Source organism: Mesorhizobium sp. YR577, assembly GCF_900116595.1.
GTDB lineage: Bacteria > Pseudomonadota > Alphaproteobacteria > Rhizobiales > Rhizobiaceae > Mesorhizobium_M.
The window spans coordinates 98312-112256 of the sequence record NZ_FPBI01000006.1; the positions used below are offsets into that span (position 1 = coordinate 98312).

At 63.4% G+C, this 13945-nt stretch carries 14 protein-coding genes; 13 read left to right on the forward strand and 1 reads right to left on the reverse strand.

What is annotated here, in order from left to right:
- Positions 1–13: 13 nt before the first annotated feature.
- From BM413_RS10410 to BM413_RS10430, 5 genes are all read left to right on the forward strand, one after another.
- Complete coding sequence (locus tag BM413_RS10410) at positions 14–1252, forward strand: branched-chain amino acid ABC transporter substrate-binding protein (protein WP_091913036.1); 1239 nt, start codon at positions 14–16, stop codon at positions 1250–1252.
- 103 nt (positions 1253–1355) lie between these two features.
- Positions 1356–2297 carry a branched-chain amino acid ABC transporter permease gene (locus BM413_RS10415; RefSeq protein WP_091913038.1) on the forward strand — a complete coding sequence of 314 codons (942 nt, stop codon included), beginning with the start codon at positions 1356–1358 and terminating at the stop codon, positions 2295–2297.
- Positions 2298–2300: 3 nt separating this feature from the next.
- Positions 2301–3560 carry a branched-chain amino acid ABC transporter permease gene (locus BM413_RS10420; RefSeq protein ID WP_091913040.1) on the forward strand — a complete coding sequence of 420 codons (1260 nt, stop codon included), beginning with the start codon at positions 2301–2303 and terminating at the stop codon, positions 3558–3560.
- A complete protein-coding gene (locus tag BM413_RS10425; RefSeq protein WP_091913042.1) occupies positions 3557–4309 on the forward strand; it encodes an ABC transporter ATP-binding protein in 753 nt (250 codons plus the stop codon). Before BM413_RS10420 ends, BM413_RS10425 begins: the two co-directional genes overlap by 4 nt.
- On the forward strand, positions 4309–5013 hold the full coding sequence (locus tag BM413_RS10430; RefSeq protein ID WP_091913044.1) for an ABC transporter ATP-binding protein: 705 nt from the start codon (positions 4309–4311) through the stop codon (positions 5011–5013). Before BM413_RS10425 ends, BM413_RS10430 begins: the two co-directional genes overlap by 1 nt.
- 23 nt (positions 5014–5036) lie before the next feature.
- Here the strand turns inward: BM413_RS10430 and BM413_RS10435 are convergent, their stop codons facing one another.
- Positions 5037–5837, reverse strand: a complete 801-nt coding sequence (locus BM413_RS10435) for an alpha/beta fold hydrolase (RefSeq protein WP_091913046.1) — start codon at positions 5835–5837, stop codon at positions 5037–5039.
- A 97-nt stretch (positions 5838–5934) separates the two neighbouring features.
- On the opposite strand from BM413_RS10435, the gene BM413_RS10440 reads away from it, so the two are divergent.
- From BM413_RS10440 to BM413_RS10475, 8 genes are all read left to right on the forward strand, one after another.
- A complete protein-coding gene (locus tag BM413_RS10440) occupies positions 5935–7968 on the forward strand; it encodes a 3-hydroxyacyl-CoA dehydrogenase NAD-binding domain-containing protein (RefSeq protein WP_244537831.1) in 2034 nt (677 codons plus the stop codon).
- A 29-nt stretch (positions 7969–7997) separates the two neighbouring features.
- Entirely contained in the window at positions 7998–8759 is a 762-nt protein-coding gene (locus tag BM413_RS10445; protein WP_091913049.1) for an enoyl-CoA hydratase-related protein, read from the forward strand.
- Entirely contained in the window at positions 8744–9553 is an 810-nt protein-coding gene (locus BM413_RS10450; protein WP_091913051.1) for an alpha/beta fold hydrolase, read from the forward strand. Before BM413_RS10445 ends, BM413_RS10450 begins: the two co-directional genes overlap by 16 nt.
- Complete coding sequence (locus BM413_RS10455; protein WP_091913053.1) at positions 9550–10215, forward strand: glutathione S-transferase family protein; 666 nt, start codon at positions 9550–9552, stop codon at positions 10213–10215. The genes BM413_RS10450 and BM413_RS10455 overlap by 4 nt, the downstream gene beginning before the upstream one ends.
- A gap of 2 nt (positions 10216–10217) precedes the next feature.
- The gene (locus BM413_RS10460; RefSeq protein ID WP_091913055.1) at positions 10218–11414 is read left to right on the forward strand and encodes a CaiB/BaiF CoA transferase family protein; all 1197 of its coding nucleotides are present in this window, start codon (positions 10218–10220) and stop codon (positions 11412–11414) included.
- Positions 11414–12043: a carboxymuconolactone decarboxylase family protein gene (locus tag BM413_RS10465; protein WP_091913057.1), complete on the forward strand. Its 630-nt coding sequence runs from the start codon at positions 11414–11416 to the stop codon at positions 12041–12043. The genes BM413_RS10460 and BM413_RS10465 overlap by 1 nt, the downstream gene beginning before the upstream one ends.
- Before the next feature lie 92 nt (positions 12044–12135).
- Entirely contained in the window at positions 12136–12885 is a 750-nt protein-coding gene (locus BM413_RS10470; protein ID WP_091913059.1) for a GntR family transcriptional regulator, read from the forward strand.
- A 90-nt stretch (positions 12886–12975) separates the two neighbouring features.
- Positions 12976–13941, forward strand: coding sequence for an aldo/keto reductase (locus tag BM413_RS10475; RefSeq protein ID WP_175544299.1), 966 nt, complete (start codon positions 12976–12978; stop codon positions 13939–13941).
- Positions 13942–13945: the final 4 nt, after the last annotated feature.

The following is a 13945-nucleotide window of genomic DNA, read 5'->3' on the forward strand; positions in this document are numbered from 1 at the left end:
GGAGGAATCACCAATGAAATCCTTGCGCCTCGCGATCTCCGCGGCGGCATCTGCCCTTGCTCTAGGCATCGGCACGGCTGCTGCTGAGCCTGTGAAAATAGCCTTTCTGACGCCGAAGACCGGGCCGCTGGCCTTTATCGGCGCCATGTACGATCCCACGATCAATTTCGTGCAGCAGCCGTTCAACGAAGCTGCCGGCGAAACCGGGAACAAGATCGACATCACCGTTTACGACGATTCCGGAACCACGCAAGGTGCGGCGGACCGGTTCAAGCAGGCTATTGCAGATGGCGCACGCGTTTTCGTCGGCGCCGGCACCTCGCCCCTTGCGGCGCAGAACCTTGCCGACATCCAGCGCTGGAACCAGCGCAACGCCGACGACCCGGCAATGCTTCTGATCGTTGGCGCCGAAGGTTCCAACTTCATCGGGGCCGATTGCAGCTTCTACTCCTTCCATTTCACCACCACGCCCTTCATCCGCCAGAATGCGCTGGCGAAAGTCATGAAAGAGGACGGCTCGCTGGGTGAAAAGGTCTACTCGCTCCAGCCCGACTACACGATGGGCCGCGAGATGGAAGCCGCCACCACCCACAATGCCGAGACCTACGGCTACAAGGTGGCAGGCACCACGCGACACGACGTCTTCAAGATCAAGGACTTCTCGCCCTTCATCGAGAAGGCCCGCTCCGAGGCTCCCAACACCATCTTCACCGCCAGCAGCGGCAGCGATCTCCAGCTTATTCTCCAGGCGGCATCATCGTCGGGTCTGAAGGCACGCTTTGCCGGCATGTTCCTCGACGAGCCGGGCAATCTTGCAGCGGCGGGCGAAGCAGCCCTTCACAATTACGACGCCCAGATCTTCAACGCCGAAGCGGGCGGTGAGGCTGGCGAAAAATACCGTGCGGCCTTCAATGCCGCAGCCGGCCGCGATCCGGTCGCCTTCATGAACAACAGCGTCCTGACGCTGAACATGCTGGGCGCAGCCGTCGCAGCACTTCCGAAGGCGGACAAGGTCGCTGTCAACGATCTGGTCAAGTCGCTTGAAACCGTAAAGGTCGACTGGCCGCTCGGCACGCTCTCGATGCGCGCGGACGACCATCAGGTCCAGCTGCCGCTGGTCATTTCCATGGTGTCCAAGGATGCCAAGGACAAGATCGACGGGACGGATATGGGCTTCAAGCCGGTCAAGGTGCTCAGTGCCGAGGAAACCTCGGTTCCGGTCAGCGCCGAGTGCAAGATGAAGCGGCCCTGATCCATCGTAGAACCTGCGGATGGGAGCTCTCGCTCCCGTCCGCTTTGCGCTATAGGCACCCATGCGGGGCCTAAGCCCCTCTTATTTCACCCGGACGACATCCATGGAAACGCTCCTCGTGGCCCTGCTGAACGGGCTGATCTACGGGCTCCTGCTCTTCATGATCAGCTCGGGCCTGACGCTCATCTTCGGTATGATGGGTATTCTGAACTTCGCCCATGCCTCCTTCTACATGCTCGGCGCCTATCTGGCGTTCACGGCCATCCATATGTTCGGCTTCTGGGGCGGTGTGGTCTTCGGCACGCTCGGCGTCGCGCTGATCGGCTTCGTCTGTGAACGTTACCTGCTTCGTCATGTCAGGCGTTTCGGCCACGTCCAGGAGCTGCTGCTCACTTTCGGCCTGTTCTTTGCCTTCGAGGAAGTCGTCAAGCTGTTCTTTGGACCCTATGCAGTGGCCTATTCCGTGCCCGAGTCGCTGCGTTTCACCGCCTTCCATATCGGCGAAGTGTCCTATCCGTTCTTCCGCGTCCTGATCGGCCTGACTGCCATCGTCATGTTCGCCGCCATCTTCTGCCTGCTCCGTTTCACCCGGATCGGCCTGGTGGTGCGTGCAGCCGTGCTCAATCCGACGATGGTGCAGGCGCTGGGGTACAACGTATCCGTCATCTTCTCGGCCATGTTCGCCGTCGGCGCCGGACTGGCGGGCCTCGCCGGCGCCATGGGCGGCGCCTACTACACGACAAATCCCAACATGGCGACGGAACTGGGCGTGATCGTCTTTGTCGTCGTCGTCGTCGGTGGGCTGGGCTCGCTCGGTGGCGCACTGATCGCTTCCCTGCTCATCGGCATTCTGGTCAGCGCCATCGTCTATGTCGACGTCACTTTCGGGCAAATTCTCTCCGCTGTCGGCCTCGTCTCCGACGAAGTCGCGCAGTCGACACTTGATGTGCCGCTGTCCAGCGCCGCAGGCGTGCTGCCGTTCCTGCTCATGCTTCTTGTGCTGATGTTCCGTCCCCAGGGTATCGCCGGCGACGAAAGGGCCTGATCGATGAAAACCGTTCCTTACATCGGCGCCGCCATTGCGGCTGCGGCCCTGCTGGCGCTGCCTATCTTCGGCGATCTCGGCACCATGAACCTGGTGATCAAGATCATGATCGCTGCAATTTTCGCGCTCGGCTTCAACCTGCTCTGGGGCCAGGCCGGCCTGCCGTCCTTCGGCCATGCCGCCTATTACGGCATCGGCACCTTTGCGACGATCTACATGATGAATGCCATCGATCGTGGTGGCTGGTTCCCCACGCCGCTGTTGCCACTGGTGGGCGCAGGCGCCGGGTTCGCCTTCGGACTTGTCGCGGGCTGGTTCGCCACGATCCGCTCAGGCGTCTATTTCGCGATGATCACGGTGGCGCTCGCCGAACTCGTCTCGGCCATCGCGCTGAAGTGGGAAGGACTGTTCGGCGGCGAAGCCGGCATTCGCTCGATCCGCACCGACTGGGGACCGTTCAGCTTCCAGTCCACGACCTCCGTCTACTGGCTGACGCTTGTCTGGATGCTTCTGGTCATGGCCTTCCTGTTCGGCCTGCAGCGCAGTCCTTTCGGACTGGTGGTGCGCGGCATCCGCGAGCGTGAGCTGCGCGTCCGCTTTCTGGGTTACGATACCCATCGCGTGAAAACGCTCGTCTTTGCCATTTCCGCAGCCGTTTCCGGGCTTGCTGGCGGCCTTCTGGCGATCTCAGACGAATCCGCCTCTATGGTGCTGTTCCAGGGTTCCGGATCGGCCTTCGTGGTGCTTAACACGGTGATCGGCGGTGCCGGTGTATTCCTCGGCCCGGTCATTGGTGCTGCACTCACCACCAGCTTCGCCTATTTCGGCGCAAACCTTTCCCATTTCTGGATGCTCTATCTCGGCATCGCCTTCGTGGTGACGGTGATGTACGCGCCGCAGGGCATCGGCGGCGCGATCGCACAGCGCGCGCGTGCCGTGAAAGCCGGTGAGAAGGCAGCTTTCGGCACAGGCGACCTGATAGGAATCGTTGCTTTCGCCCTCACCTTCCTGGGCCTGATATTCCTGATCGAGATCACGGGAACGATCTGCTCGGAGCAGTATCGCGCCGGCATCGCGTCTGCGAAGGGCGTATGGCCGCCGGTCAGGCTGCTTGGCTACGATTTCAATCCGCTTTCGCCGCTGCCCTGGCTCATAGGCCTCCTGTCTCTTGCCACCGGCATCGCAATCGTTGTTGCCCAACCGCATCTTAGACGCCCCCGGCTTCTCGATCTCGTCACCACAAAAGCGGAGGCAGGAAAATGAGCGCGACCACACTCAGCCTTTCGTCCGTCCAGAAGAGCTTCGCCATGGTTCGCGTGCTCGAGGCGATCGACCTCGACATCGCCAAGGGCGAGCGTCATGCGCTGATCGGGCCGAACGGCGCGGGCAAATCAACCCTGTTCAACCTGATCTCGGGAGCTTTCGCGCCAACCTCCGGCAGCATCCAGCTAAATGGCGCCTCTGTTGCCGGGCTGGTTCCGCACAAGCTCAACCGTGCCGGCCTCGGCCGCTCGTTCCAGATCACCCATGTGTTCGACAAGCTGACCGTACGCGAGAACATCCGGCTCGCAGTCATGGGCCGCTTCGGCAAGCGCTGGAGCTTCCTGCGCCGCGGAGCTGTATGGGACGAGATCGATCGCGAGACGGACGCGCTGATCGCCGGCGCCAATCTGTCGCCGCAGTCGGAAACCAACGCCGGCGACCTGGCATATTCCGAACAGCGGGCCGTGGAGATTTGCATGACCGTCGGCACCGGTGCCGAGGTTATCCTGCTCGACGAGCCGACCGCAGGCATGTCGCGCGAGGAAACCGCTCACATCATCACCTTCATCCGCAAGATTACCGAAGGCCGCACATTGGTGATGGTCGAGCATGACATGGATGTCGTCTTCAACCTGGCCGACCGTGTTTCTGTTCTGGTCAATGGCCGCATCCTGGTCACGGGCACGCCTGCTGAAATCCGCTCCGACGCTCGCGTGCGTGAAGCCTATCTCGGTGACGGAGAGCACTGATGCTGAATGTTACGGATTTGCATGCCGCCTACGGCAATATCAAGGTTCTGAACGGGGTGACGCTTTCCGTCCCCGGCGGCTCGATCGCCACGATCCTGGGTCGCAACGGCTCGGGGCGCTCTTCGACCTGCAAGGCGGTGATGGGCCTGCTGCCGCCGATGAGAGGCCAGGTAACGCTGAAGGGCAAGGAACTCGCAGGCTTGCCGGCGCATGAGATTTCGCGTGCCGGTATCGGCTACGTCCCGGAAGACCGGCAGGTGTTCAAGAACCTCTCCGTCGAGGAAAATTTCAAGATCGGCATTCAGCCGGCAAAGGCTGGCCGCGCCGCCTGGACCGTGGACGAACTGCTCGACGTCTTTCCGCGCCTGCGCGAGCGGCGGCATATCAAGGCTGGCTTCCTCTCCGGCGGCGAGCAGCAGATGCTCACCTTGTTCCGCACCTTGCTGACCAATCCCGACGTGATGCTCATCGACGAGCCGACGGAAGGGCTTGCGCCGAAGGTGGTGGAAGCGCTCGCCGAAGTCATTCTCGAAATGAAGCGGCGCGGACTGGCCCTGCTGCTGCTCGAGCAGAAGCTGGCAATGGTCATGCGCCTGACCGACCGTGTCTTTGTGATGGGACGTGGCGAGATCGTGTTTTCCGGCAGCGTTGCCGACTTCCAGGCCGACGACGCGGTGCGCCGGACATGGCTGGAAGTCAGCTGAACGGCGCGGCGGCGATGTCAGCCCTAAGACTGGAGACCGCCCCACCAGCGCGCGATCGCCGCGGCGGCTTCGCGCGGCTTTTCGGCCGGCATCGCATGGCTGGCATTGGGAATGGCTTCTGCCGTTACCCGGTCTCCGAACTCGCGAACAAGCTCGTCCTCGCTGCCGGCCGGCCGGAACGGGTCAGCGCCACCCATCAGGTCAAGGATGGGCGCAGCGCCGGTTCCCCACCAGTCCGCTTGCTGCGTAAGCGCGCGGGCGGCGCGCTGACTGGCCACCACTTCAGGATGCCAGCCGGTGAGCCACTCGCCGGCATCGTTGCCTTCGGCGAAGAAGCCCAGGCGCAAGGCGGCAAGGCGCTCGGCGTCCGAGGTCTCCGCCGCGTTGATGGCGGTGATGGCGGCGCTCAGATGCTGCGGCCATTGCTTTGCGCCCGACGCAAGCAGGACGACGCCGGCAACGAGATTGGGATGGTCTGCAGCAACAGTGCGGGCAACCCAGGTGCCATAGGCATGGCCGGCCACGATGGCGCGTTCGCCCTCTCCGAGTTCGGCGGAAAGCACGGTCGCGAAATCCGCGGCGAAGTCGTGGAAGCTCACGTCCTGCATGGGTCCGCGGGACGGCAGAATGCCGCGGGGTTCGACGCGGGCGACGCGAAAACCATGCCCTTGCAGGGCTTTGGCCAATGGCCACAGTTCCGCGCAGCAGCGGCCAGTGGACGCGATCAACAGCACCAGCGGCCCCTCGCCGCCGACCCTGTAGCCGACCTGCCCGTCGCGGGTCGGCAGGATTCGCAGGTCGTCGGTGTCGGCGTCGTCGGTCATGGCTGTTCCTCTGCAAAGCCATTCCGCCCAGCGATTGACAGGCGGAACATCGATAAAATATATAAAACTAGCTTTTTAGCATAACAAGAGAATTATCGTGATCGGTTGGGCCAGACATGCGGATATAGCGGTTGTCACCATAGACAACCCGCCGGTCAATGCCGGTTCGCATGCCGTGCGCTCCGGTCTCGTGGCGGCGCTCGCCGAGATTGCCGCCGACACCGCCATTTCAGGCGTGATCCTCATCGGCGCCGGCAAGACCTTCATCGCGGGGTCGGACATTCGCGAGTTCGGCCAGCCGCTCGCCGATCCGCAACTGCCGGCGGTGATCGACGCCATCGAATCGCTGTCCATACCTGTCGCCGCAGCCATTCGCGGCGCTGCCCTCGGCGGCGGATACGAACTCGCGCTCGGGTGCGACCTGCGTGTGGCCGACGAGAAGGCGATTGTCGGACTTCCCGAAGTCAGTCTTGGGCTCGTCCCCGGCGCCGGTGGCACGCAACGGCTGCCGCGCCTGACGGGCGTGCCGGCCGCCATCGAGCTCACCCTTTCCGCCCGGCGGGTTTCCGCCCCGGAGGCGCAGTCGCTCGGCATGATCGATGCGGTGAGCACTGGCGATCTGCTGGAAGACACGATATCCGCGCTTCGCCGGCTTGGCGGCAAGCGCCGCATTGCCGACATGCCGGTTCCGGCTTTCGATCCCACTGAAGCGAAAGCGGTGTGCGACAAGGCCATCGCCCGCGCAAAAGGCCGACCCGCCGCGCAACAGGCGGCACAACTAATCCTCAGCGCTTCCGAAAAGCCGTTCCGCGAGGCCCTGGCTGAGGAACGCGCCGTGTTCCAGGCGATCCGCGTCTCGCCCGAGGCTTTCGCCTATCGCCATCTCTTCTTTGCCGAGCGCGACGCGGCGCGGTTGGATACTGTTGCGGTCGGCTCGAAAATTTCGCGCGTTGCCGTGATCGGCGCCGGCACGATGGGTGCCGGCATCGCGCATGCGTTTCTATCCTCCGGATATCAGGTCATCCTGATCGAAAGGGATGAGCCGTCACTCGCCGCTGGAGAAGCGCGCATCGCCGGCTTGCGCGAAGAGGACTTCAAGCGCGGCCGCATTTCCGAAGCCGCAAAGCAGGCGCAGGCAAACGCCCTGACCGCAATCGCTTCTTTGGATGCTGCCAAGGACGTCGACCTGGTCATCGAGGCGGTGTTCGAGGACATGGCCGTCAAACGCGATCTGCTCGCGCGCCTCGGCTCTATCGTCAGCCACGAGGCCGTCGTCGCGACCAACACCTCCTATCTCGATATCGACGCGATGGCAGAAGGTTTCCCGCATCCCGAGCGGTTGCTGGGACTGCATTTCTTCTCGCCCGCCCATGTAATGAAGCTTCTGGAGATCGTCCGCGCCTCCGCCACCAGCGATGAGACGATGGCGACCGCCCTTTCGGTGGCGAAGCGGCTCGGCAAGCAGCCGGTGGTGGCGAAGAACGCCTATGGCTTCATCGGCAACCGCATCTACGCCGCCTACCGCCGTCACGCGGAGTTCCTGATTCAGGACGGCGCGACGCCCGAAGCCGTCGACCGTGCGATGACCGGTTTCGGCTTGGCCATGGGCCCCTTTGCTGTGGCCGATCTTTCGGGCCTCGATATTGCGTGGCGGATGCGCAAGGCGCTGGCCGCAACGCGTGACCCCTCGGCGCGCTATGTCGATATTCCCGACCGCCTCTGCGAGGCAGGACGTCTCGGACGCAAGACGGGCGCCGGTTACTACGACTATTCGTCAGGGAAGGCTCAAGCCGATCTCGCCGTCGAAGTCTTCATCACGGCATCGCGCCAGGCTGCAGGCATCACGCCACGGGTTATCGGAGACGAAGAGATTCGCGCACGCTGCCTCGGAGCCATGGTCAATGAAGCAGCCCTCCTGTTCGCGGAAGGCGTGGCCCAGCGGCCGTCCGACATCGATGTCGCCATGGTGCACGGCTACGGCTTCCCGCGCTGGATTGGCGGGCCGGTCTGGTGGTCGGCGAATCTGCCCGATGATCAGTTGAAGAGCATTCTGGCGCAGGTCGCTGCCGCCGAAGGGCCGTTATTCCGCGCCGGCAACGTCGACGCCCTGATCTCCGCTCTCAAGCAATAGCAACGCACGCCGGAACGAGGAACGCAGCCATGGCAATCATCATCGAAAAGGCCGACAAGATCGCGACGATCTCCATCGATTGTCCGCCGGTCAACGCGATATCGATCGCCGACTATGCCGAAATCGCCGACACCTTCGAGGTGGCGAAGGATTGGGCCGACATCAACTGCATCATCTTCACCGCCACGGGCAGCAAGGCGTTCTGCGCCGGGCTGGACCTCAACGAATTCCTTGCCGCCACGCTGGACCAGGACCCCGCACGGGCAAGGATCGTGCGTCGCTGTTTCGCTGCCGTGCGCCATGCCGCCGTCCCCGTCATCGGCGCTATCAACGGGCCGGCACTCGGTGCAGGAACGGTACTGGCCTCGGTCTGCGACATCCGCATCGCATCCGAGAATGCGCGCTTCGGCATGCCCGAGATCAATGTCGGCCGCTGCGGTGGTGCCGCGCACATGATCCGCCATCTGCCGCAAGGCCTGCTGCGCCAGATGTATTTCACCGGCCTGCCGATCAGCGCTGCCGAAGCACTCCAGTGCGGTTTCATCCAGAAGGTCGTGCCCTTCGAAGACCTCGCCAAGACCGCCCGCTCGCTCGCTGAGGTCATTGCCGCAAAGGCCCCGATCGGCCTGCGCATGGCGAAGGAAGCCCTCAACAAGGTCGAGTTCATGCAGACCGAGGACGGCTATCAGCTAGAGCAGAGCTATTCCACCACGTTGATGGCGACCGAAGACGCGCGCGAAGCAACGCGCGCCGTGGTCGAGAAGCGCCCGCCGGTATGGGTGGGCCGCTGACCATGGAAGGCACCTTCGTCCGCGACGGCATGGCGCTCAACTACCGGATCGAAAAGGCCGATCCGGTAGCGCCATGGCTCGTATTCGGCAACTCACTGATGACAGACCTGTCGATCTGGGACGAACAAGTAGCGGCGCTGGCTGGAAACTGGAACCTCCTGCGCTACGACCAGCGCGGGCATGGCCGATCCGGCGAGCCGCAGGCGGCGCTCGATATCCCGACACTGGCCGCGGACCTGCTGGCGCTGACCGATTTCGTCGGCATCGAGCGCTGCACCTATGTCGGGCTCTCCATGGGCGTTCCGACCGGGCTTGCCGCTTTCGGCGCGCGCGCCGAGCTTTTCGAACGCCTCGTTCTCGTCGACGGCCAGGCACGTAGTGCGGCCACCGGACGCGCTTTCTGGGAAGAGCGGATCGCCTTTGCGCGTGAGTATGGCATGGCGGCACTTGCCGAGCAGACGGTGAAGCGCTGGCTGCGGCCGGATCGGCATGCCTCCGCGCAGGCTGAACGGCTCCGGGACATGATTGCCGCCACCCCGCTCGAAGGTTTTGTGGCCTGCGCCTCCGCCTTGCGGGAGTACGACCAGTCTGCCGTGCTGTCCCGGCTCGGCATTCCCGTTCGGCTCATTGCCGGTGCCGAGGATGGTGCCATGCCGGCAACGATGAAAGCGATGGCCGGGCAGATTGCAGACGCCGCTTTCGAAGCTCTGCCGGATGCCGGCCACGTGCCCAATTTCGAGAAGCCGGCGGAGTTCAACATCGCGCTCGCGGCCGCGCTGAGGACGCCCGAATGAAGCTTCTCTGGTCGCCGAAATCGCCTTTCGTCCGCAAAGTCATGATCGTTATCCACGAACTCGGACTGGCGGACAGGATCGAGCTGGTGCGCGCTGTCGCGATACCACGCGGCGCGCCGAACCCCGTCATCCTGAAAGAAAACCCGCTCGGCAAAATCCCGACGCTTCTGGTACCAGGCCTGCCGCCGATCTTCGATTCCGCTGTCATCTGCGACTGGCTTTCTTACTTGTCCGCCGATAGCGAAAGGCTGATCCCGCGCTCTGGCGAGCCGAGGTTTCAGCAACTGCGGTGGCAGGCACTGGGCGACGGGCTGACCGAGAACCTGCTGCTCTGGCGCATCGAATGCCTGGGAGCGGACGGCGGCGATACCGAGGTGATCGCATCCTGTCGCGCGAAGGTGCGGGCGGCACTTGCCGTGCTGGAAGATGAAGCCGGCGCGCTCACCTCAGCCCCCTTCGGCATCGGCCAGATCGCCGTCATCTGCGCGCTCGGCCAGCTCGACTTCCGCTTTTCGCAAAGCAGATGGCGCGGCGCGCACCCGAAACTGGCGGTGTGGAGCGAACTGCAGACAAACCGCCCGTCGGTCGCCGCCACCGTCATCGTCAACGACCAGGGGCCGGACGAAGGCCCCATCATGGACCTTACTTTCGGAGAGAACTGACCTTGGCCGGACCGCTTTCACATATCCGCGTGCTCGATTTGAGCCGCATCATGGCAGGACCTTGGTCTGGTCAGATCCTGGCCGACCTGGGCGCCGACGTCATCAAGGTCGAACGCACCGGCGAAGGCGACGACACCCGCAAATGGGGGCCGCCCTATCTGACCGGCAGCGATGGAAAGCCGACGAAGGAGTCGGGCTATTACCTCTCCGTCAATCGCGGCAAGCGCTCGGTCGAAGTGGATATCTCCACCGAACAGGGTCAAGCGGTCATCCGCGAAATCGCCAAGACCTCCGACATCGTTCTGGAGAATTTCAAATCGGGCACGCTCGACCGCTACGGTCTGGGCTACGAGCATCTCAAGGCGGAGAACCCGCGCATCATCTATGCCTCCATCACCGGTTTCGGCACCACCGGACCCAAGCGTGAGGATGTCGCCTACGACTTCATGATCCAGGCCATGGGCGGATTGATGAGCGTGACCGGCGAGCGCGACGACCTGCCGGGCGGCGGCCCGCAGAAGGTCGGCATCCCGATCATCGACATCATGACCGGCATGTACACCACCGTTGCCGTGCTGGCGGCACTCGCCAACCGCGATCAGACCGGCAAGGGCGACTATATCGACGTTTCCATGCTGGACGTCTCGGTGGCGATGCTGGCCAACCAGGCCATGAACTTCCTGGTGTCGGGCAAGACGCCCAGGCGTGGCGGAAACAGGCACCCGAACATCCAGCCGCAGGATGTCTTCGCAGTGGCCGACGGCCATATCGTGCTGGCAGTCGGCAATGACGAGCAGTTCCGCCGCTTCGCCTCCGTCCTTGGCGCGCCGGACTGGGCCGACGACGAGCGCTTTGCGACCAATGCCGCGCGAGTGACCAATCTGCCGATCCTGCATCCGATGATCTGCGAACGTTTCGCGCGCGAGCCTCTGCAATACTGGCTGGCCGAGCTTGGCGCGGCGAAGGTTCCTTGCGGCCCCATCAATACCATCCCGATGGTTTTCGAAGAGCCGCAGGTGCAGCACCGCGAAATGCTGAGGGAACTGCCCCACCCGCTGGCCGGCTCGGTCAAGCAGGTGGTGAGCCCTATGCGCTTTACCGAAGCCGCACTCTCCTTCGACCGCCCGCCCCCGCTTCTGGGGCAGCATACCGACGAAATCCTCGCCTCTTTGGGCCTGACCGACGGAGCAACGACCTGATGTCCCAGCATACCCAGAACACATCGGGCGCACGGATTTCCCTTCCCGACACCGACGGCATGACGCCGGAGCAGCGCCGCGTCTTCGACGGCATCGTCACCGGACGCCGCGGCGAACTCGTGGGGCCTTTGCGCGCGGCACTCCACAATCCGGAGCTTGCCGAACGGTGGAGCAAGCTGGGCGAAACACTGCGCTATTGCACGCGCCTGCCGCCTCGCCTCTCCGAGCTGGCAGTGCTGGTGACTGCGCGCGTCTGGAACAGCGAACTCGAATGGACGATCCACCGCCGTGCGGCAGAGGCAGCGGGCCTGGAAGCCGACATCATCGACGCCATTCGCGACGGCAAGGCCCCGCGCCTGATCGAGGAAGAAGACCGCGAAGTCTATCGCTTCGCCGCGGACATGCTCACGACGGGCACCGTCTCCGACCGTGTCTATGAGGCGGTATTGGCGCGTTGGGACGAGGCCGGCACGGTCGAGCTTACCGCATTGGTCGGCTATTACTGCATGGTGGCGCTGACGCTGAACGTGCACCGTATCCCTCTGCCCGCCTCGATACGGCCGGACCTGCTAGGCGGAGGCACCCCGCCCGATGGCCTAAGCCCGATCCCACAACTCGTGGATGCATGAGGCCGAGGACTTGGAAAGGCGGACAAAAACAGACATATGCTAGCATATAGCATTTTCACTCGGCTCGAAGGGCCCAGCGAAGGAGAACGTCTTTGTCCGTTTCGACCCAGGGAAACACAGCCGAAGCGCTGAAAAAGAGTGCGATTTCGAGGTATATCCAGCTCGCATCCCTGTTCAAGCGGCGCATCGAGACCGGTGAATGGGCGGTCGGCGGGCAAATTCCGACCGTTGAGATGCTGGCGAAGGAATGCGGCGTTGCCGCCATGACGATCCGCCATGCGCTCAATATCCTCGAAGCTGACGGCATGATCGAGCGTTATCGTGCCAAGGGCACGTTCGTGAAGCAGCGCCCGGTCAACGATATGTGGTGCCAGGTCCAGACCGACTGGAGCGGCATGCTGCTTGCACGCGAAAACGCCAGGATCGAAGTGCTGTCCGACGAGCGCAATGTTTCCCTGCCGGGACGCAGTTTCAAGATCGGCAAGCCGGCGCCTGCCTACCGCCATCTCCAGCGTCGCCACACGCGCGACGGCGAGGCCTTCCTGCTCGCCGATGTTTATGTCGCCGAGCGCATTGCATCCCAGATTCCCGAAGACGACTACAGCACCAAGACAGCTCTGAGGCTCGTTGCCGACGTGCCCGGGTTGGTCATCACCGACGCCACCCAGACGCTCACCATCGACAGTGCGGATCTCTATATCTCCGAGAAGCTCGACATCCCCATCAGCAACCCGGTGGCACGGGTGGAGCGCTGTGCGGTGGACAGCAACGGCGAGCTTGTGCTCGTCGCCGACGGTACCTATCGCGGTGACCGGGTACGCATCGATTTCAAGCTCCGGTGACGTAAAGTATAAAAACATATATTATTGACTTATAGGGTTTCGCATGCGATGCCGTCGTCGCCTGCGCATGGCCGGCGGGAGGAGAAGAGCTTGCAATACGTTCAGTTGGGCCGCACCGGTACGCGCGTCTCGAACATCTGCTTCGGCACGATGTCGTTCGGCTCTTACAGCGACGCTTCTACGGCCAGGGCGATGTACGACCACTGCCGCGAACTCGGCATCAACTTCTTCGATTGCGCGAACTCCTATGCCGGCGGCGGCAAGGCAGAAGCCATTCTCGGCGATCTGCTAGGCTCCGATCGCGACCGCGTGGTCATCACCACCAAGGTCTGCCGGCCGATGTCGCAGGACACCAACGGGTCCGGCCTGTCGCGGCGTCACATCATGCAGGAGGTCGAAAACAGCCTGCGCCGGTTGAAGACCGACCGCATCGATGTCTATTTCGCCCACCACTATGACCCCTATACCCCGCCCGAAGAGACGCTGCGCGCCTTCGACGACCTGCAGCGCCAGGGCAAGATCATCTATGCCGGCGTTTCCAATTGGGCCGCCTGGCGCATCGCCGACGCCATCGGCATCTCCCGGCGCGAGGCGCTGGCGCGGTTCGATGTCGTGCAGCCGATGTACAATCTGGTGAAGCGCCAGGCCGAGTTCGAGCTGTTTCCGCTCGCCCAGACCATGGGCCTCTCGGTCATGGTCTTCTCGCCCCTCGCCTCGGGCCTTCTGACCCGCGCGAATGCCAATACATCCGGCCAGCGCAGCGGCAGGCTTGCCGAAGCCCGCTATCTCAAGCGCTACGAGGACCAGCGCAATTTCGAGATCGCGGCCGAATTCTGCGCCATCGCCGACGAGGTGGGGGTCGATCCCGCCATGCTGGCGGTCGCCTGGGCTGCCTCGCACCCGGCCGTCACCGTTCCCATTATCGGCGCCGAAAGCGTCGAGCAGGTCGGCAACTATGTCGAGGCGGTGAATTTTGCCATGACCCCGGAACTGCGGCAGAGGATTTCCGACCTCTCCCCGCTCCCGGCCTACGAAATCGAACGCACCATCGACTGATGGC

Coding starts and splice junctions, on each gene's coding strand:
- BM413_RS10410 (WP_091913036.1), top strand. CDS start 14: ATGAAATCCTTGCGCCTCGCGATCTCCGCGGCGGCATCTGCCCTTGCT.
- BM413_RS10415 (WP_091913038.1), top strand. CDS start 1,356: ATGGAAACGCTCCTCGTGGCCCTGCTGAACGGGCTGATCTACGGGCTC.
- BM413_RS10420 (WP_091913040.1), top strand. CDS start 2,301: ATGAAAACCGTTCCTTACATCGGCGCCGCCATTGCGGCTGCGGCCCTG.
- BM413_RS10425 (WP_091913042.1), top strand. CDS start 3,557: ATGAGCGCGACCACACTCAGCCTTTCGTCCGTCCAGAAGAGCTTCGCC.
- BM413_RS10430 (WP_091913044.1), top strand. CDS start 4,309: ATGCTGAATGTTACGGATTTGCATGCCGCCTACGGCAATATCAAGGTT.
- BM413_RS10435 (WP_091913046.1), bottom strand. CDS start 5,837: ATGACCGACGACGCCGACACCGACGACCTGCGAATCCTGCCGACCCGC.
- BM413_RS10445 (WP_091913049.1), top strand. CDS start 7,998: ATGGCAATCATCATCGAAAAGGCCGACAAGATCGCGACGATCTCCATC.
- BM413_RS10450 (WP_091913051.1), top strand. CDS start 8,744: ATGGGTGGGCCGCTGACCATGGAAGGCACCTTCGTCCGCGACGGCATG.
- BM413_RS10455 (WP_091913053.1), top strand. CDS start 9,550: ATGAAGCTTCTCTGGTCGCCGAAATCGCCTTTCGTCCGCAAAGTCATG.
- BM413_RS10465 (WP_091913057.1), top strand. CDS start 11,414: ATGTCCCAGCATACCCAGAACACATCGGGCGCACGGATTTCCCTTCCC.